The following is an 18,481-nucleotide window of genomic DNA, read 5'->3' on the forward strand; positions in this document are numbered from 1 at the left end:
CCTTAGCTAATGTGACTTCGGTACCATTTATTGTTACCTAACGTACCCGACTTCGAAATCGCGATCTGGGGATCGCTCCCACAGAGCACCCTACCCCCTTGTGGGAGCGACGCCTTCGTCGCGATTTCGAAGCCACTGATGTTCAATATCCGCAGATTTATCAAACAGCACCGTTTCCAGGTATACGGCGACCTCTGTTTAGCAAGTTTACCGATATTTGGGTATAACGGCGAGCGGTCCTCCATGGGAACCCATACCTTCGCTGCCGAGGCAAGATCGGTATGCATTCCCTCGCAGAGCGTAGGAACGGTAGCGAATAGGGAAGTTATACAGCCATATCCTAAACGTAACTCAACCACTCCTGATGGTCGGCGCGCCTGCCATGCACGTAGTCGAAATACAGCGTTTGCAGTTTTTCGGTTATAGGTCCTCTAGTACCGTTACCGATGGACCGGCCGTCCAATTCGCGAATCGGCGTCACTTCGGCGGCTGAACCCGTGAAGAAGGCTTCATCGGCGACATAGATTTCATCGCGCGTAATACGTTTTTCCGACACTTCCAAGCCCTGCTCTCTCGCAATCGTGATTACCGTATCGCGGGTAATGCCTTCGAGTGCCGACGTCGTTTCCGGAGTATAAATTTTACCGTTACGAACGATAAACAAATTTTCTCCGCTACCTTCCGCCGCAAAACCTTCATGATCGAGCAATAAAGCTTCGTCATAACCGGTCGCCAAAGCTTCCTGGAGAGCCAAGATCGAGTTGATATAATTACCGTTAGCCTTGGCTTTGCACATCGTACTGTTGACATGATTACGCGTGTAAGATGATGTCCTGACGCGAATGCCGCGCTCCATGTTTTCGACGCCGAGATAAGCTCCCCATTGCCAGGCCGCGATCATGACATGCACTTGCAAGTTATCGGCTCGAAGTCCCATGCCTTCCGAACCGTAAAAACACATGCTTCTGATATAGGCGGTTTCCAAATTATTCTTGGAAACAGCTTCGCAGTGCGCTTGATTGAGCTCTTCCTTGGCGTAAGGAATGGTCATGTTGAGAATTTTTGCGGAACGAAACAACCGGTCGGTATGTTCGGCCAATCTAAAAATCGCCGTGCCTTGCTCGGTCTTATAAGCGCGTAAACCCTCGAAAACGCCGGCGCCGTAATGCAGCGTATGCGTCAACACATGGACTTTGGCCTCCCGCCATTCCACCCATTTGCCGTCCAGCCAAATCAGCCCGTCTCTATCGTCCATCGTCATTATCGTGTCTCCACTTCAACTTGAAAAATGCTTGTCATTAATCCATCACCTGTTGCCATATACGTTCCACTTGAGCTCTCGATTGCGCAAAACTTTCTTCCGAAACCACGGCTTTATCGCCTTGTAGCGCTTGTTTGTGACCGTAGTCGCGATAGCAGCAATAAGCCTGTTTGAGCTGCTCGGTCACCGGCTCCGATAAAGTCCCGATTTTCGCCAACCCGTCCAACAAACGGATATTATCGGTATAGGTTACCAAGGACTCGTTGGCTGCCGCCTGATCTAAAACGCAGAATTGTACTATAAACTCAATATCCGCAATACCACCTTTGCTTTGTTTTAAGTCGAACTCGCCGGCTTTGGTCGTATCGAGATTTTCACGCATTTTTTCGCGCATGTCGCGCACTTCTTTTTTCAAGACATAATGATCCCGGGGCATGCACAGAATTCGTTTGCGAATCGCCTCGAACTCGGTTTTTATCGTCGGGTCGCCGGCGATGAAGCGGCCTCTAACCAAGGCTTGATGCTCCCAAGTCCAAGCATTATCGCGGAGATAGTCCTCGTAAACATCGACATGATTGACCAGCAAGCCGGCATTGCCGCTTGGCCGTAAACGCATATCGACTTCATACAAAATGCCGGACAACAGACGCGTATTGAGCATCTGCATGACTTTTTGCCCGAGCCTCCCGTAAAAATGCGAACAACTGATCGGTTTAGCACCGTCGGTCAGCGCATGCGTATCCTTGCTGTCATACAAAAACACCAGATCGAGGTCGGACCCGTAGCCGAGCTCGATGCCCCCCAATTTACCGAAACCCAGCACTCCGAAACCGATCGAAACATTATCGGTATTCGGCGGAACGCCGTGCTTGTCGGTCATGATCCGCCAACATAGCGAGACGGTGTGCTCGACAATTGTTTCGGCGATATAGGTCAAATAATCGCTGACCACCATGATAGGGATAATGCCCATGATATCGGCGGCGGCCACCCTAAGCAGATTGATATGCTTAAACTTACGCAGCACCATCATCAATTGCTCGGTATCTTGAATGTTGATATCGGTCAGCATCTCGGCAAGATCGGCTTGCAAGGCTTGCTTTTTCAGAGGTTCGTACAACGAACGGGTATCGAGCAACTCGTCGAATAACACCGGATAGTGAGCCAAATAATCGCAAATCCACGGGCTTGCCGCCGACAATTTAACCAATTGCGTCAGCGCTTCGGGATTTTCATAGAGCAACGATAAGTAAACATTTCGTCCCGCTACCGCTTCGAATAAACGTAAAATACGTTTCAAGGTTTCATCCAGATTTTCGACTTGCCGCACCGACTCCAGCAGTTGCGGCATCAAGCGATCCAACACGGCTGCTCCTTTGGCGGTGAGCCGCTTGACGGCCGGGGATTTTTTGAATTCACGTATTTGAAGCAACATTTCTTCGGCGCTATTAAATCCTAAATCCACCAATTGCGAACAAAGCTCTTCGTCATCCGTATGTGCCGCCCAAATCGATTCGGCCTCAAGATTTTTTTTATCTTGTTTGGACAGCGAAAACACCAGATCGAATTCGTCATGAACTTGCCCGCGAATATCATCCAACTTCGCCTTGAAACTCGGCCAGTCCGAAAAGTCCATCGAATACGCCAGGATGAGTTGAGCCTGGGGATCTTGCGGCAAATCATGAGTTTGCCGATCTTGATATTGCTGAATGTGATTTTCTGCTTCGCGCAGAAACCGGTAATGACCGATCAATTGCTCGGCATCCTCCGGCGCCAATAACTCCATCTCGCCTAGCCTCTGTAAAACTTCGACGATACGTCGATTTTGCAAAGACTTTTCCTGGCCGCCGCGGATTAATTGAAAAGCTTGTCCGATAAATTCGATTTCGCGAATGCCGCCGGGACCGAGTTTAATATTGTCGAGCCTGTCCTTGCGCTGCAACTCTTGCGTGATTTTATACTTTAACGAACGCAGTTCCTCGAACGCGCCGTAATCGAGATAACGGCGATACACAAATGCATGCAGCATCTTCATCAATTGCGGACCGGTGTATTCATCCCCTGCAACCTGACGGGCTTTGATCATCGCATAGCGTTCCCATTCGCGCGCCTGGGTCAGATAATAATTTTCCATGCCGTCGAAGGTCATGATCACAGGACCGCTATCGCCAAACGGCCGAAGCCTGATATCGGTTCTGAACACAAAACCGTCGGCAGTGGTTTCATCTAACATTTTGACCAGCTTACGGCAAATTTTGCTGAAAAATTCGCCATACGTGGTTTGTTTTCTATCGTTTAAAACCCCGTCCTCGGCGAATGCGAAAATCAAATCGATATCGGAAGAATAATTCAACTCATAGGCGCCAAGCTTACCCATGCCCAGCACCACTATTTGCTGGGCTTGGCCGTTTGCAAGCATTGGCGTGCCGAATTTATCGCAGGCTTGCCGGTATAAAAAATCCAAGACAAAACGAATGCAAGCTTCGGCTAGCCATGTCAACTCATGCAAGGTTTCTTCGAGTGTCGCCCAACCAGCCAGATCGCGCCAGGCAATACGGACCATTTCCCTATTACGCAAGCGTCGCAGCGACACCATCAATTCGGCTTCGCTCTCATCCGTCAATTTCGATAGTTTTTCGGCATACTGCGTCTCGGCATAAGCCTTAAACAACTCGTCTGATTCGATCAAATCAAACAACATTTCGGGGCGGCGAATGCAACTATCGGCCACGAAAAGGCTCGATGTCCAAACCTTAACCCACGAAGCCAATAAGGGTTCGGGATAATCCGGGCCAGTCGTGAATGATGCGGTTTTCTCGCCCCATTGCTGCAATTTTACCTGCACGTTTTCAACAAGTTCCGCAGGCAAAGTTTGCAATTGCGATTGAAGTTGGTCGATTAAAGTCATAAATAGTCGAAGAATTGAATAAGGCGGATGCACAAGAGCTTTTTATCCTAGAAACAGCATTTCACCATGAAGATCATGAAGAATAAGGGAGTCAATTTAATAACTTATTACCTGATTAGCAAGATGCTTGAGCCTGCCGAAGCCACTTCTGCGGGACGGGGTTGAAAACCCCGTCCTGCTAAGGTCTCCTGGTTTTTGGGCTCTAGCTGAAGAAACTTGCTAATCAGGACTTGTTATCCGTTTAGTATTAATTTCAACTTTACGCGAACACAGCCTAATTTTTTATACCGACACCTTTATGCAACAAATACAGACTGAATAGCGTGAGAAAAACGATAAAACCGCCGGTTATCGCAAACGCTATTTGAATATCGACATCGGTCACGTTGATCAGGCCGTAACGAAATGCATTGATCATATAGAGTATCGGATTACCCAACGAAATTTTCTGCCAGATGCCGGGCAGCATCGATACCGAATAAAACACGCCGCCGAGATAACTTAGCGGCGTCAACACAAAACTGGGAATGATCGCAATATCGTCGAAGCTCTCGGCAAATACCGCATTGATAAAGCCGGCCAACGCAAACAAAGTTGCGGTCAACACGAATACGGCAACAGTAATCCAAGGGTGCGCGACATCGATTTGAGTAAACAACAATGAAATTGCAGCGACCACCAAACCAACCATGATGCCTCTAACGATACCGCCGCAAACGTAACCGGCCAAAATCACCCAATTCGGAACCGGCGCCACTAACAACTCCTCGATATGGCGCTGAAATTTAGTCGAATAAAACGACGACACGACATTCGCGTAGGAATGACTAATCACCGACATTAAAATAATGCCGGGTACGATGTATTCCATATAACTGGCCCCATCGATCGGGCCGATACGATCGCCGATCAATTTACCGAAGATCAAAAAATACAACGCAGTCGTCACGGCCGGCGGCAAGAGTGTTTGCGGCCAAATTCGCGTAAATCGGCGCACTTCTTTCACCACGATGGTTTTGAATGCAATAGCGCTATTCATTAAGTAGCTCCTTGCTGCTTAGTCGAATCGATCAGATCCATAAACAATTGTTCAAGCCGATTCGATTTATTTTTGAGACTGGCGACCTGAATGTTTTGTTCGGACAGCAATGCAAATAATTTATTCAAACCCTCTTCTTTCGGCACCCCGACATCCAACGAAAAATCGGATAGGCGTTCGATGTGATATCCTGGTATCACCGGCACCGATACCAGTGGAGCGGCCAGATCCAAAACGAAATGATTGACATGCAAACGGGCCAATAAACCTGCCATGTCGGAATTCTCGACAATACGACCATGATTGATAATTGCAATGTTGCGGCACAGGCTTTCGGCCTCTTCGAGATAGTGCGTCGTCAAAATTATCGTCGTGCCCTGCCGGTTGACTTCCTGCATCATTTCCCACATAGAGCGCCTGATTTCGATATCGACACCGGCGGTCGGCTCGTCCAAGACCAACAACTTTGGCGAATGCACCATCGCTCTGGCAATCATTAATCGTCGCTTCATGCCCCCTGACAGACGCCTAGAAACATCGTTGCGTTTATCCCATAAATCCATTTGTTTCAGACAAGTTTCGGTGCGACGGATCGCTTCTTTCTTCGGCATGCCGTAATAACCAGCCTGATTTAGTACAATTTGCTGCGGCGTTTCGAATTGATTGAAGTTGATCTCTTGCGGCACGATGCCGATACAGCTTTTCGCGAGATCGCGTTGTTTTCTTAAATCATAATCGAATATCGTCACATCACCGCTAGTTGCGGTGACCAGAGAACTGATAATACCGATTGTGGTAGATTTACCGGCGCCGTTCGGCCCAAGCAGCGCAAAAAAGTCGCCGGCTTGTACATCCAGATCGATGCCTTGCAACGCCTGAAAACCGTTATTATAAATTTTAGTGAGATTACGAATGGATAGGGCATTCATCGGAAAAGTAAGACTTAACGCAAACCAGCAAATAAGTTAAATTAGGCGCCTGCCCACCGTATATACTTCGCGCGGCCACATTTTCGGTAAGCTAACGCGCTCTTTTGTCCGGTAGCTGCGTTACCTACATGGATGTAGGTAAGGGGCGTGAGCAGGAGCGGAAGCTTTGCGAAAACAGTTACATAGCTTAGCTTAACGCCTGTTTTCGCGCCTTGCTACCGAACAAAATAGCATTACCATAAAAGCCGAAAACATGACCGCACGGAGTATATGACGATACGCGCGTTCGGCGTCGATATTTCGATTTGGCAGAAAAAACCATGCAATTCTATCAGAAACCCAACCTTTTCGCCGACTAAACTGGAAAGACAGTGCCTCAAAAAATACCCGAAATCGTAGCCGCCGTGGACCTCGGTTCCAACAGTTTCCATATGATCGTATGCAGCCTAAAAGACGGCAAAATGCATATTATCGACCGAATCAAAGAAATGGTCCGATTGGCGTCCGGCCTCGATAAAAAAAATCATTTGGATTTGATCACACAAAAAAGAGCGCTCGAATGCCTTGAGCGATTCGGTCAACGCATTGGCAATCTTCCCTCCGAAAGCGTTCGTTGCGTCGGCACCAGCACCTTACGCAACGCGACGAATTCAAGACAATTCATTCTCAAGGCCGAGCGCGCTTTAGGCCACCCGATTCATGTCATTTCCGGCGTCGAAGAAGCGCGCTTGATTTATCAAGGTGTCGCCTACAGCTTAAGCAGCAGCGCCACCAAACGATTCGTAATGGACATCGGCGGAGGCAGCACCGAATATATCATCGGCACCGACGATAAACCGCGCATCAAGGAAAGCTTGAATATGGGCTGCGTGTCGGTCAGCAACTTGTTTTTCCCGGACGGAAAACTGTCCGCACAAGCGGTCGATGACGCACTGCTGTTTGCCCAGCAAAAACTCGATCCGCACCAAAAAAATTACAACCATAAGAACTGGGATGAAGCGATCGGCGCTTCGGGTAGCTTAAGAGCCATTCAAAAAGTTCTGGAAGCGACCGGTTGGAGCAATAACGGCATTACCTTAGAAGGCCTCGACAAACTCATGGAGCGCATCAAGTCGGTTAAGCATATCAATGACTTGAATTTACCGGAACTCGACCCGGAGCGCTTGCCGGTATTCCCTGGCGGCGCCGTGATCGTCGCAGCCACCTTCAAAGCCTTGGGCATCGAACAAATGACGGTATCCGACGGCGCATTACGCGAAGGTCTGGTCTATGATTTATTGGGGCGCATCTATAACCGGGACATCCGTTCCGAGACCGTGCAAATGCTAAGCGATCGCTATCACACCGATCAAGCTCATGCCGACCGCATCAAAAAAACATTACATACGATGCTGAAACAAATCGAACTTTTTTCGGATGACGATAACAAAGAAAACGGTATCAACTTTTTAGATTGGGCTGCCGACCTACATGAAATGGGCCGCGACATCGCTCACAGCCAATACCATAAACATGGCGCCTATATCATCGCAAATGCCGATCTGGCCGGCTTTTCCAAACAGGATCAAGCTATAGTGTCGGTTTTAATTAAATCGCATCGCAGAAAATTTTCAATGAAACGCTTCGAAGGACTGTCTGAACCATGGCAACAATATGCGCCGTTCATGACAATATTGCTGAGACTTGCGATATTGCTCCACCGCAACCGTAATGACATTGAATTACCCGAATTTTCAATAACAATCGTTAAATCCAAACTGAAATTAACCTTCCCTGAAGGTTGGCTCGACCAGTCGCCGCTGACCCGTGCCGATTTAAACAAAGAGGCCGATTATTTAAAGGCAGCCGGATTCAAACTATCCTGTTTCTAAGGAACATGCACAAAATAACAATTACAAGTATTAAGCTTTGTGGCGGTTCGGTGACTCGCTTGACAGGACGCCGTGAATACGTCCCTGTAGGCTTGACGGCGACTATCAGATTGCCAGGGATGGCATGAATGCAGATTTTGCAGGAGCAAAAATCTGCCCTGCCGCCGACACCTGTCAATCGAGCCACCAAGCCCCCTTCCAACGGTTGTCGAAGTTGTTTCATGCTCGTTGCTAACTTTTAATGTTACTGCTTACCCGTTTTTTATTCGCCTTATTCACCGCACCGCCGGTACTTTTGGCCTTAGTCATGCTGTATGCCGTAGCACCCGAACCTTCGGTTCAAGCCGATTGGCAAATGAATGACGAGGATATCGAACGGGCTAAACAAATTTTCGAAGGCAGCCCGGTTAGCGACAACATCAGAACCATCGAGCTGAACGAACGGGATTTGAACATAGCGCTGAACTACATTCTCGATAACTATCTAAACAGCAATTCAATACTGACACTTGATGATACATCGATCGGCTTTAAAATATCGCTGCACTTACCGAAGAATCTTTTCGGCAATTATCTTAATCTGCAGTTCAACTTAGCTAAGACGAACGGCTCGACACACATTCACTCATTAAAGATCGGACGCGTCGATGTCGCCGACGAGCTTGCCGGATGGCTAATTAAGAAAACGATCAAATATGCCCACCTGAAACAACACTATATATTGGTAACCGAGCAAATTTTGGACTTTCATTTCGACAAAGAAGGCCTAAGACTCACTTATTTCACCGACCCCGCTTTCGCAGAACACACAGCCGATTTATTGCATCGCGCCAAAGACCGTCAGTCGATGATCTTTTATCAACAAAAACTGACCGAAGTGATCAATACTCACGACCCTGACTGGCTTTTATCGCTCGCGGATCTAATTCAACCGCTGTTTAAACTCGCCTACCAACGATCTAGTCTCAAGACGGCTGTCAAAGAAAACCGGATCGTGATTTTTACGATCAATAGCTATGTCAACAAACATGAAACAATGCCCTATCTGCCTAGAAACATCATTGCCAAGCCGCACACTGAATATCCGGTATTTTTATATCGAAGAATCGATCTAGCAAAACATTTCATCGCATCGGCAACGCTAACGGCGACCGGCGGCGGTCATTTGGCAAATATAATAGGAATGGAGAAAGAATTGAGCGACGCAAGAAGCGGCAGCGGATTTAGTTTTGTCGATTTGGCCGGCAACCGGGCCGGCATGCGTTTCGGCCAATTGGCCGTATCGAGCCCGGAAAATGCGCGCCGTCTGCAGCAGGCGATGACTGAAATTAAAGACTATACGGCGTTCATGCCGGATGTCAGGGATTTTCCGGAAAACCTTGACCGTTCCGCATTCAAAAAACAATACGGATCGGTTTACAGTCCGAAATATCAGGAAATGTTGATGGTGATCGATAAGCGTATCGATCAACTAGAGATCTATCAAAATTAGCGAACGTCTAGCGCAACAAGCTAGACGTTCGAGTTAAATAAAAGCTTATTTTGCAACACGCCCCGGAGTACCCGGTAAAGTCGGCATGCTTTGTTTAGGAAATTGACCCGTCAGCCCATTCAAGAACGCAACGATATCTTCAATATCCTCGTCCGGTAAATCTTTGTCCAACTGCAATTTGCCCATCAATTTAACGGCTTTATCCAAAGTATCGACCGAACCGTTATGGAAATAAGGCGCGGTTAACGCTACATTGCGCAAAGTCGGTACTTTCCACATATGTTCGTCTTCTGGTTTATTGGTAACTTCGGCGCGGCCTTTGTCTCTTTTGAATTTATATTGCGCTTCAAAATAACCGTTGCTGTTGACAGGAAATTTTTGATAGGTGCCTGCACCGTTGAATGCCGGGCCGCTATGACAAGCGGTACAACCCAATTCGGCCATTTTATTCATGCCGCGAACTTGTTGCTCGGTGAGGGCCGATTTGTCGCCATTGACATATTTATCATAAGGGCTGTTAGGCGTGATCAATGTTCTTTCATAAGCCGCTATCGCTTTGGTTACGTTTTCTTGGCTGATCGAATTTTCACCGAACACCTTAGTAAACGTCTCCTGATAACCCTCGATGGCTTTTAAACGGGCAACCACATCGTCCCAGTTTTTCATGCCCATTTCGATAGGATTGGCCACGGGTCCTGCCGCCTGCTCCTCGAGACTGGCCGCACGGCCGTCCCAAAATTGAACCTTGTTGAAGGCCGCATTCCAAACGGTCGGCGCGCTTCTGCCGCCGGTCTGGGCGTTTACGCCCATCGAATTCGGGCGATTGTCATCGCCGCCGAGCATGGTGTTGTGACAAGAAGCACAAGACACAGTACCCGTTGAAGACAAGCGAGGGTCATGATAAAGCATTTGACCTAATGCCACTTTTTCAGCAGTCGTTGGATTATCGGCTGGCTCCGGCGCCTTCGTAGGTAATGCCTCCCAAGCATAAGCACCCGATACCGAACCGGCTAAAACCAGAGCTGTCACCAGCGAACGAATTTTAAACATACTATCCTCCTAATTATTATTAAACTTATTAAACGACATAAGTCGACTATACTTCGCGCGGCCACATTTTCGGCTTTCTGACTCGCTCTTTTGTCCGATAGCTGCGTTACGAAAACAGTTACAAGCTTGCTATGCGCCTGTTTTCGCGCCTTGCTACCGAACAAAATAGCATTGCCATAAAATCCGTAACCATGGCCGCGCGAAGTATAACCGGAACATCAATTCGCTATGAATGATCGAACCGGCTTTGCACACTGCACACGAATTGTATTCCAAGCAATCAGTTAGGTAAAACCGAAATCGTTACATCGCGCCAACCGCATAACGTAGCGCGCTCAATGCCTTAACCTTATTCCGACAAACCGCGATAAGCCGACCGGAAATAAAGCAACGGCGAACCTGATCGGCACACGACATCCTGTACTTCGCCAATCATAATCCAATGAGTGCCCGCTTTGACTTTTTCGACAACCTTGCATTCCAGACTTGCGAGGCAATCGTTTAAAATCGGCATACCGCAAATGCCATTTTCCCACGATACATTCGCAAAACGCTCTTCTTGACTGGCGCCGCCGGCAAATTGATTGGAAACCTCTTCTTGTTCCGCAGTGAGAATATTGACCGCGAAATGCCGACTTTCTTCAATACCGTCACCGGTATCCGCATTTTCATTGATGCAAACCAAAATTTGCGGCGGCTCCAGCGAAACGCTGCAAAAAGAAGTTGCCGTCATGCCTTGCGTGCCGTAGCGTTCGGTATTTGTTGTAATAACCGTCACACCGCTCGCCCAAAGTTGCAGAGCGTTTTTAAATTCATTTGCTTCAACAGCCATTTTTTTCTTTGTATCCTTTTTAAGTGATTGGACAGATGCCGATTGAACATAAGGCCGATCATTATAGGGTAAATTGTTTTGATGTTGAAAAACTAAGTCGGATTTCGAGACAACATGCCAACGAAACGAGGCAAATATAAACGCAAAAAATGGCTAAGGATTTCGTGAAAAATAACTTCCTAGGGAACGAGCATGAAATAACTTAGACAACTGTCGGAAGGGGGTTTGGTGGCTCGATTGACAGGTGTCGGCGGCAGGGATAGCCGCCGTCAAGCCTACATGGACGTATTCACGGCGCCCTGTCAAGCGAGTCACCAAACCGCCACAAAGCCTACTACTTGTATAAGTTATTTTGTGCATATCCCTAGGTAACTATTCAATCCCCCGGCAATTATCGTTCCCACGCTCTGCGCTCATCGTTATACATAAGTCAAAAATTACCCTTTTGCAATCTTAGCCAATGAGACCTCAATACCATTTACTGTCACTTAACACTCGCGGATCGCCAAGCGCTTGGCGATCCGCGTAGGGTACGCTGTGCGTACCATGGTAACGCCGCAATGTTCATGTGCCAACCGAGCCTGCCAGGGCACGGCTTTGGTACGCGCAGCGTACCCTACAATTTATGTATAACGATGAGCGCTCTGCCCTCTGTGTCAATATACCTGAGACACCGCCCCATGCATTAATTAGGGAACATTTTCGGAGAAAATCTCATGACTGACACAACCGTACAAGCTATTCCTCATGCCGCGGCGAACGCGGAGGACACGCAAGACGCCCGTAGGGCGGCTGAAGTGTCCTCCGCGTTCGCCGCGGAACCTTCCCGCATCACCAGCGAAGTGCTTGAAAAGGCCGCCCGCCGGACGTTTACCGCCGAATACAAAGAGCGCATCTTGACCCAGGCTGATGCGTGTAGCGAACCGGGCTGCATCGGCAAGTTGCTGCGCACAGAGGGATTATATTCCTCACATCTCAGCAAATGGCGCAGCGAACGTGAGCAGGCCATCCGCGCCGGTCTATCCAAGCCGCGTGGCCGCAAACCTTCGGACAAGAATCCGTTAGCCGCTGAAAATGCTCGTCTGCAAGCCGAAATTCAGCGTTTGCAGGCATGCCTAACACAGGCGGAGGCTATCATCGATGTCCAAAAAAAACTTTCGCAACTGCTGGGCTTGTGCGAGATTCCAGCCCACACCGGGAGAGCATCATGAAGGCCACGCTTGAACTCAGCCGTGAGGTTGGCGTTAAGGCCGCCTGCGAGGCGCTCAACTTCAACCGTGCCTCGTTTTATCGCGCACAACAAGATCGCTCTTCGTGGCCGGTCGAACGTCCGCGCCCGCCGCTGGCACTGAGTACGGACGAAGAGCTACACGTCCTGGCGCATCTGCACAGCGAGCGTTTCATGGATTGCTCGCCTTATCAGGTCTATGCGGCGCTGCTCGACGAGGGCGTTTACCTGTGCTCCATCAGCACCCTCTATCGCATCCTGGTGCGCCACCAGGAAGTGCGCGAGCGCCGCAACCAGCTTCGTCGTCCCAACTACACCAAGCCCGAGTTACTCGCCACTGCGCCCAACCAAGTATGGTCATGGGATATCACCAAACTCAAAGGCCCGGCCAAATGGACGTATTTCTACCTCTACGTCATTATCGACATTTTCAGCCGCTGCGTGGTCGGCTGGATGGTAGCGCACCGCGAATCCACCGAGCTGGCTAAGCGACTGATTGGCGAAAGCTGTACTCGGCAAACTATCCGTGAAGGCCAATTGACTATTCACGCCGACCGCGGCAGCAGTATGACCTCCAAAGGCGTCGAGCAACTGCTGGCTGACCTGGGCGTGACCAAAACCCATTCACGGCCCCATGTCTCCAACGACAACCCGTATTCCGAGGCGCAGTTCAAGACCTTGAAATACCGACCGGGCTTTCCGGCTCAATTCGGCGCTATCGAAGATGCCAGAAGCTTTTGCGGAACGTTCTTCGACTGGTACAACCATGACCACTATCACTCCGGCATTGCACTGTTAACCCCGGCCAGCGTTCACAGCGGCCAAGCCGTCGAGATAGTTACGCAGCGCACGCAAGTCCTGCATGCCGCATTCGAGCGCAATCCGGAACGCTTCAAAAACCGCCAACCCCATGCCCAAGCCGTACCTGAAGCCGCTTGGATTAACCCGCCCCCTTCACGGACGGCAAATGAGGCTCTCGACCAGGAAAACTAAACTCACAATCTACACTAATTTTTTATTATGGGTGTCTCAAAATCATTGACATATACCGCTGCGTGGGAATGCCTGAGTACCGCGCCAGCGGTACGAGACACTATTGCGTCTCGGTCTTCATTCCCGCACTGGAGCGTGAAAACAATAGGGGTGTAAATAATTACCTTCCTGGAGCTATGTGTTTTGTAGCGGGTTCGGTAACTCGCTTGACAGGACGCTATGAACCTCGGTGCCGAATTTTGATCTACAATGGGTATCGATCAAAAGGGAGTAGATTGAAAGCTTCCAAACCTAGCTTTCGTAGCGTTGCCTCAACATTTCGACTTCTTCGAGCAACTCCAGCACCAATGCCGCACCGGGGAGATTTATGCGAAGATCGCGCTGAAGCCGTTGAACGGCTTGAAGCCTTTTCAGCGCGTCCGCCCCGAAACGCCAGTCGCCGATTTCAGAACCTTCCGGCTCCAAAACGCCCTCCTCGACCAGTTCGATAACCCACTCGGCGCTGGTTTGTCCGAGCCGGCACAATTCAAGCAACGTAAAACGGGTATTATCATCCAGAACGGTTACGCTGCTTATGATGACTTCATTGCTCATACTAGACTCCCATCCCGACTCTCGGATTCAGCGGCATCGCTTTTGCCATTTGTTCGTATATCGCTTTATCGGCATCAGACTTGGCTGGAGGCACGACAACTTTCAAAACGGCAAACTGATCGCCGGGCGGATTGCCGGGTAAGCCTCGCCCTTTCAGCCGCAGCTTATGGCCGGTTTGCGAACCGGGCGGTATTTTTAATTCGACCGCGCCGCCCAGCGTCGGCACGGCAACCGTTGCGCCCAAGGCAACCTCCCAAGGCGTTACCGGCAGTTCCAAATAGATATCGAGCCCTTCGGCATGAAAAAGACGATGCTTTCTGAACGCAATTTCGAGATACAAATCGCCTTGCCGACCATTTCCGATGCCGGGCCCGCCTTGACCGGTCAATCGGATTTGTTGCCCGGTCTTCACGCCTTTGGGAATTTTGACGTTCAATGTGCGCGTTTTATTGATCATGCGCCCGGCTTCATCGAGCTCAGGGATTTGTAGACTAATTAAGCGAGAAGCGCCATGATAGGCATCTTCGAGATCGATCAGGATTTTAGCGCGATGGTCTTGTCCTTGTGCCGAAAACGACCGGCTATAGGCTTGCCTGCCTGCACCGAACGGCCCGCCTCGCCCGAACAGCGATTCGAAAAAGTCGCTGAAACCCGACGTGTCGCCGCCGGTAAAGCCGCCGCCGGAAAATTCGAAACCGACATCCCAATCGGGCGGCGGCGTAAAAGGCTGACCTTCGCGCCATTGACTGCCGATGCGGTCGTAGGCCGCTCTTTTTTGAGGATCTTTCAGGACTTCATAAGCCTCGCCGACTTCCTTGAATTTTTGTTCGGCATCGGGCTCCTTGCTGACATCGGGATGATATTTTCGCGCCAGTTTACGATAGGCGCGCTTAATCTCGTCTTGAGTCGCGGTTTTTTCGACGCCCATTATTTTGTAATAGTCTTTGTATTCCATCGATAAACCTTTCCTTATCTGTTTCTATGCTTCAGGTTTCATGGCTCCGGCGTATGGAGATGGGACGAGTACTTGTGTAGGATGGGTAGAGGCGGAAGCCGAAACCCATCCTACGTCTACAATTTATGTATGATAATGAGTTGAGTGCCGCTCCCGCGGCACGGGACGCAGAGCGTCCCGGACTGTATTCCCACGCCGGAGCGCTCGCCGTTATACATAAGTCGTAGATACCGTCTTGCCATCTTGGCGAATGTGACCTCGATACCCTTTATTGTTACTTAACGTACCCGACTTCGAAATCGCGACGAAGGCGTCGCTCCCACAAGGGGGCCGGATGCTCTGTGGGAGCGATCCCCAGATCGCGATTTCGAAGCCACTGATGTTCAATATCCGCAGATTTATCAAACAACACCGTTCCCATAGGTATACGATGAACTCTGTTTAGCAAGTTTACCGATATTTGTGTATAACGAGAGCGCCGGAGCGTGGGAACGATAATCGATAGCGCCTCAACGACTGCCTTGCATCAAGCCCCGAATTTTTGCGACCAACTCCGCTTGCATGCCTGGCGCGGGTTCGCAATCGCCCATCAATAACGGCAAAAGCAACGAATCTTCCAAGTTCAGCAAGGCTAGAAACGTTTTTTTTTCGTCGTCCCCGGCGGCCAGATAACCATACTCGAGATAATTGATCAGCATGATATCCAGCTCCAGCGTGCCGCGTCGGCATCTCCAGCGAAGTTTGGCCAATTCGCTCATTACCCCAGTTTTCGTTGCACCAGCAGTTTTTTAGTTTCCGCTATCGCCTTGGCCGGATTCAAGCCTTTCGGACAAGTATCGGTACAGTTCATGATCGTATGGCAACGATACAGCTTGAATGGGTCTTCCAATTCGTCGAGGCGTTCGCCGGTTCCTTCATCGCGGCTGTCGACTAGCCATCGATAAGCCTGCAACAAAATGGCCGGACCCAAATAGCGCTCGCTGTTCCACCAATAACTCGGACAACTGGTCGAACAGCAAGCACACAGCACACATTCGTATAGCCCGTCCAGTTTTGCCCTATCCTCCCGGCTTTGGAGTCTTTCGGAATCGGCCGGCGGCGGTGTTTGCGTTGCCATCCACGGTTTGATCGAGGCGTATTGCGCATAGAAATGCGTCATATCGGGAACCAAGTCTTTGACGACCGCCATATGCGGTAACGGAAAAATCTTGATCGTGCCCTTGTATTCGTCGATCGCCTTGGTACATACCAAGGTATTTTTACCGTTGACATTCATCGCACAAGACCCGCAAACCCCTTCGCGGCACGAGCGCCGGAACGTCAAGGTGCTGTCGATCTCGTTTTTAATCTTGATAATGGCATCGAGCACCATCGGGCCGCAACTGCCGACATCGACGTCATAAGCATCGATGCGCGGATTTTCACCCGAATCGGGGTCCCAGCGGTACACTTCGAATCGCCGGACATTCGTTGCGCCGTCGGGAGCCTTGAAAAATTTGCCCCGGGTCAACTTGGAATTTTTCGGCAGTGTAAACTCAACCATCAGTAAACCCTCTCTTTCGGCGGAATGGCTTCGACTTCATCGGTCAAGGTATATAAATGCACCGGCCGATAGTCGATTTTGACTTCATTATCGTTTAACCAAAGCAAACTATGTTTCAGCCAATTCGCATCGTCGCGCTGACTGAAATCCTCTCGGGCATGTCCTCCCCGGCTTTCGGTTCGATTCCCGGCCGCTGCCATCGTCACGACAGCCTGACTCATCAAATTATCCAATTCCAAGGTTTCGACCAGATCGGTATTCCAAATCATCGACTTGTCGGCCACGTTGACATCGGCAAAGGTTTCCCTAATGGCTTTCAGTTGCGTCAAACCTTCCGCCAATGTCGAACCGGTTCTAAATACGGCCGCCTTGCTTTGCATGACGCGCTGCATGTCGAGACGGATCTCGGATGTCGTACGGCTGCCGTTGGCATTGCGCAATTTGTCGAACCGCTCCAAGGCCTTGTCGCATGCATCATTCGCGAGCGGTTTATGAGCCGTGCCGGGCTTGATCAATTCAGCGCAGCGAATCGCCGCCGAACGCCCGAAGACGACTAAATCGAGCAGCGAATTGGAACCCAAACGATTGGCACCATGCACCGACACGCAAGCCGCTTCGCCGATCGCCATCAAACCCGGTATCACTTTGTCGGGATCGCCGTCTTTCAACGTGACGACTTCGGCTTTGTAATTGGTCGGAATACCGCCCATGTTGTAATGCACGGTCGGCAAGACCGGAATCGGTTCCTTGGTGACATCGACGCCGGCAAATATTCGTGACGTCTCGGCGATTCCCGGCAGACGTTCGTGAATGATCGCCGGATCCAAATGTTCGATGTGTAAATACACATGGTCCTTGAGCGGACCGACACCGCGGCCTTCGTTGATCTCGACCGTCATCGCGCGGCTCACGACGTCGCGGGATGCCAGATCTTTCGCCGACGGCGCGTACCTTTCCATGAAGCGTTCGCCTTCGGAGTTGGTCAGATAACCGCCCTCCCCGCGCACGCCTTCGGTAATCAGACAACCCGAACCGTAAATACCGGTCGGATGAAACTGAACAAACTCCATATCCTGCAATGCCAAACCGGCCCGCAGCACCATCGCGTTGCCGTCGCCGGTAACGGTATGCGCCGACGTGCAGGAAAAATAACTGCGCCCGTAACCGCCGGTTGCCAACACCGTCATGTGTCCCTTGAAAAGATGCAACGAACCGTCATCCAAACACCAAGCCAATACGCCGCGGCACTCCTCGCCTTCCATAATCAAATCGAGCGCTATATATTCGACGAAAAATTCGGCATTATGCTTCAAAGACTGCTGATACAAGGTATGCAAAATCGCATGACCGGTCAGATCGGCCGCCGCGCATGTGCGTTGCGCTTGCCCTTTTCCGAAATGCGTGGTCATGCCGCCGAACGCGCGTTGATAAATCTTGCCTTCCGGCGTTCTGGAAAACGGCACGCCGTAATGCTCCAACTCGATCACGGCCGGAATCGCTTCACGGCACATATATTCGATCGCATCCTGATCGCCCAGCCAATCCGAACCTTTGACCGTGTCATACATGTGAAAACGCCAATCGTCCTCGCCCATGTTGCCGAGCGCGGCGCTGATGCCGCCTTGAGCGGCCACGGTATGACTACGGGTTGGAAAGACTTTCGAAATACAAGCAGTCTTCAAGCCTTTTTCAACCATCCCGAAAGTCGCACGCAGTCCCGCCCCTCCTGCGCCGACCACCACCACGTCGTAACTGTGTTCGATAATCTTATAACTTCCCGTCATGT

At 50.1% G+C, this 18,481-nt stretch carries 14 protein-coding genes; 3 read left to right on the forward strand and 11 right to left on the reverse strand.

The window, feature by feature from the left end; translation table 11 throughout:
- Nucleotides 1–340: 340 nt before the first annotated feature.
- The 4 genes from MEALZ_RS13015 to MEALZ_RS13030 form a co-directional block, all read right to left on the reverse strand.
- Entirely contained in the window at nt 341–1,261 is a 921-nt protein-coding gene (locus MEALZ_RS13015) for a branched-chain amino acid transaminase (protein WP_014149108.1), read from the reverse strand.
- A 37-nt stretch (nt 1,262–1,298) separates the two neighbouring features.
- Complete coding sequence (gene glnE / locus MEALZ_RS13020) at nt 1,299–4,169, reverse strand: bifunctional [glutamate--ammonia ligase]-adenylyl-L-tyrosine phosphorylase/[glutamate--ammonia-ligase] adenylyltransferase (protein WP_014149109.1); 2,871 nt, start codon at nt 4,167–4,169, stop codon at nt 1,299–1,301.
- A gap of 274 nt (nt 4,170–4,443) precedes the next feature.
- Entirely contained in the window at nt 4,444–5,208 is a 765-nt protein-coding gene (locus MEALZ_RS13025; protein WP_014149110.1) for an ABC transporter permease, read from the reverse strand.
- Nucleotides 5,208–6,137, reverse strand: a complete 930-nt coding sequence (locus tag MEALZ_RS13030) for an ABC transporter ATP-binding protein (protein WP_014149111.1) — start codon at nt 6,135–6,137, stop codon at nt 5,208–5,210. Before MEALZ_RS13030 ends, MEALZ_RS13025 begins: the two co-directional genes overlap by 1 nt.
- Nucleotides 6,138–6,508: 371 nt before the next feature.
- On the opposite strand from MEALZ_RS13030, the gene ppx reads away from it, so the two are divergent.
- Nucleotides 6,509–8,008 carry an exopolyphosphatase gene (gene ppx / locus MEALZ_RS13035; RefSeq protein ID WP_014149112.1) on the forward strand — a complete coding sequence of 500 codons (1,500 nt, stop codon included), beginning with the start codon at nt 6,509–6,511 and terminating at the stop codon, nt 8,006–8,008.
- 241 nt (nt 8,009–8,249) lie between these two features.
- Nucleotides 8,250–9,500, forward strand: a complete 1,251-nt coding sequence (locus MEALZ_RS13040; RefSeq protein ID WP_014149113.1) for a hypothetical protein — start codon at nt 8,250–8,252, stop codon at nt 9,498–9,500.
- Nucleotides 9,501–9,545: 45 nt separating this feature from the next.
- On the opposite strand, the gene MEALZ_RS13045 is transcribed toward MEALZ_RS13040, so the two are convergent.
- Both MEALZ_RS13045 and MEALZ_RS13050 read right to left on the reverse strand, forming a co-directional pair.
- Complete coding sequence (locus tag MEALZ_RS13045; protein WP_014149114.1) at nt 9,546–10,550, reverse strand: cytochrome-c peroxidase; 1,005 nt, start codon at nt 10,548–10,550, stop codon at nt 9,546–9,548.
- Nucleotides 10,551–10,899: 349 nt separating this feature from the next.
- Nucleotides 10,900–11,382, reverse strand: coding sequence for a flavin reductase family protein (locus MEALZ_RS13050; protein WP_014149115.1), 483 nt, complete (start codon nt 11,380–11,382; stop codon nt 10,900–10,902).
- Nucleotides 11,383–12,098: 716 nt separating this feature from the next.
- Between MEALZ_RS13050 and MEALZ_RS13060 the strand changes: the two genes are divergently transcribed.
- Nucleotides 12,099–13,603, forward strand: a protein-coding gene (locus MEALZ_RS13060; RefSeq protein WP_408607020.1) for an IS3 family transposase whose coding sequence is annotated in 2 segments (ribosomal slippage) — nt 12,099–12,537 and nt 12,537–13,603 — 1,506 coding nt in all. Because the reading frame shifts where the segments join, the coding sequence is not laid out codon by codon here.
- Nucleotides 13,604–13,894: 291 nt separating this feature from the next.
- On the opposite strand, the gene MEALZ_RS13065 is transcribed toward MEALZ_RS13060, so the two are convergent.
- The 5 genes from MEALZ_RS13065 to sdhA form a co-directional block, all read right to left on the reverse strand.
- Complete coding sequence (locus MEALZ_RS13065) at nt 13,895–14,197, reverse strand: chaperone modulator CbpM (protein ID WP_014149117.1); 303 nt, start codon at nt 14,195–14,197, stop codon at nt 13,895–13,897.
- A gap of 1 nt (nt 14,198) precedes the next feature.
- Nucleotides 14,199–15,152 carry a DnaJ C-terminal domain-containing protein gene (locus MEALZ_RS13070; protein ID WP_014149118.1) on the reverse strand — a complete coding sequence of 318 codons (954 nt, stop codon included), beginning with the start codon at nt 15,150–15,152 and terminating at the stop codon, nt 14,199–14,201.
- Between the two features lie 509 nt (nt 15,153–15,661).
- On the reverse strand, nt 15,662–15,910 hold the full coding sequence (locus tag MEALZ_RS13075; protein ID WP_014149119.1) for an FAD assembly factor SdhE: 249 nt from the start codon (nt 15,908–15,910) through the stop codon (nt 15,662–15,664).
- Entirely contained in the window at nt 15,910–16,695 is a 786-nt protein-coding gene (locus MEALZ_RS13080) for a succinate dehydrogenase iron-sulfur subunit (RefSeq protein WP_014149120.1), read from the reverse strand. The genes MEALZ_RS13075 and MEALZ_RS13080 overlap by 1 nt, the downstream gene beginning before the upstream one ends.
- Nucleotides 16,695–18,479 carry a succinate dehydrogenase flavoprotein subunit gene (gene sdhA, locus MEALZ_RS13085; RefSeq protein ID WP_014149121.1) on the reverse strand — a complete coding sequence of 595 codons (1,785 nt, stop codon included), beginning with the start codon at nt 18,477–18,479 and terminating at the stop codon, nt 16,695–16,697. The genes MEALZ_RS13080 and sdhA overlap by 1 nt, the downstream gene beginning before the upstream one ends.
- Nucleotides 18,480–18,481 lie beyond the last annotated feature (2 nt).

Source organism: Methylotuvimicrobium alcaliphilum 20Z (assembly GCF_000968535.2).
GTDB lineage: Bacteria > Pseudomonadota > Gammaproteobacteria > Methylococcales > Methylomonadaceae > Methylotuvimicrobium > Methylotuvimicrobium alcaliphilum.

Coding starts and splice junctions, on each gene's coding strand:
- MEALZ_RS13015 (WP_014149108.1), bottom strand. CDS start 1,261: ATGACGATGGACGATAGAGACGGGCTGATTTGGCTGGACGGCAAATGG.
- glnE (WP_014149109.1), bottom strand. CDS start 4,169: ATGACTTTAATCGACCAACTTCAATCGCAATTGCAAACTTTGCCTGCG.
- MEALZ_RS13025 (WP_014149110.1), bottom strand. CDS start 5,208: ATGAATAGCGCTATTGCATTCAAAACCATCGTGGTGAAAGAAGTGCGC.
- MEALZ_RS13030 (WP_014149111.1), bottom strand. CDS start 6,137: ATGAATGCCCTATCCATTCGTAATCTCACTAAAATTTATAATAACGGT.
- MEALZ_RS13040 (WP_014149113.1), top strand. CDS start 8,250: ATGTTACTGCTTACCCGTTTTTTATTCGCCTTATTCACCGCACCGCCG.
- MEALZ_RS13045 (WP_014149114.1), bottom strand. CDS start 10,550: ATGTTTAAAATTCGTTCGCTGGTGACAGCTCTGGTTTTAGCCGGTTCG.
- MEALZ_RS13050 (WP_014149115.1), bottom strand. CDS start 11,382: ATGGCTGTTGAAGCAAATGAATTTAAAAACGCTCTGCAACTTTGGGCG.
- MEALZ_RS13065 (WP_014149117.1), bottom strand. CDS start 14,197: ATGAGCAATGAAGTCATCATAAGCAGCGTAACCGTTCTGGATGATAAT.
- MEALZ_RS13070 (WP_014149118.1), bottom strand. CDS start 15,152: ATGGAATACAAAGACTATTACAAAATAATGGGCGTCGAAAAAACCGCG.
- MEALZ_RS13075 (WP_014149119.1), bottom strand. CDS start 15,910: ATGAGCGAATTGGCCAAACTTCGCTGGAGATGCCGACGCGGCACGCTG.
- MEALZ_RS13080 (WP_014149120.1), bottom strand. CDS start 16,695: ATGGTTGAGTTTACACTGCCGAAAAATTCCAAGTTGACCCGGGGCAAA.
- sdhA (WP_014149121.1), bottom strand. CDS start 18,479: ATGACGGGAAGTTATAAGATTATCGAACACAGTTACGACGTGGTGGTG.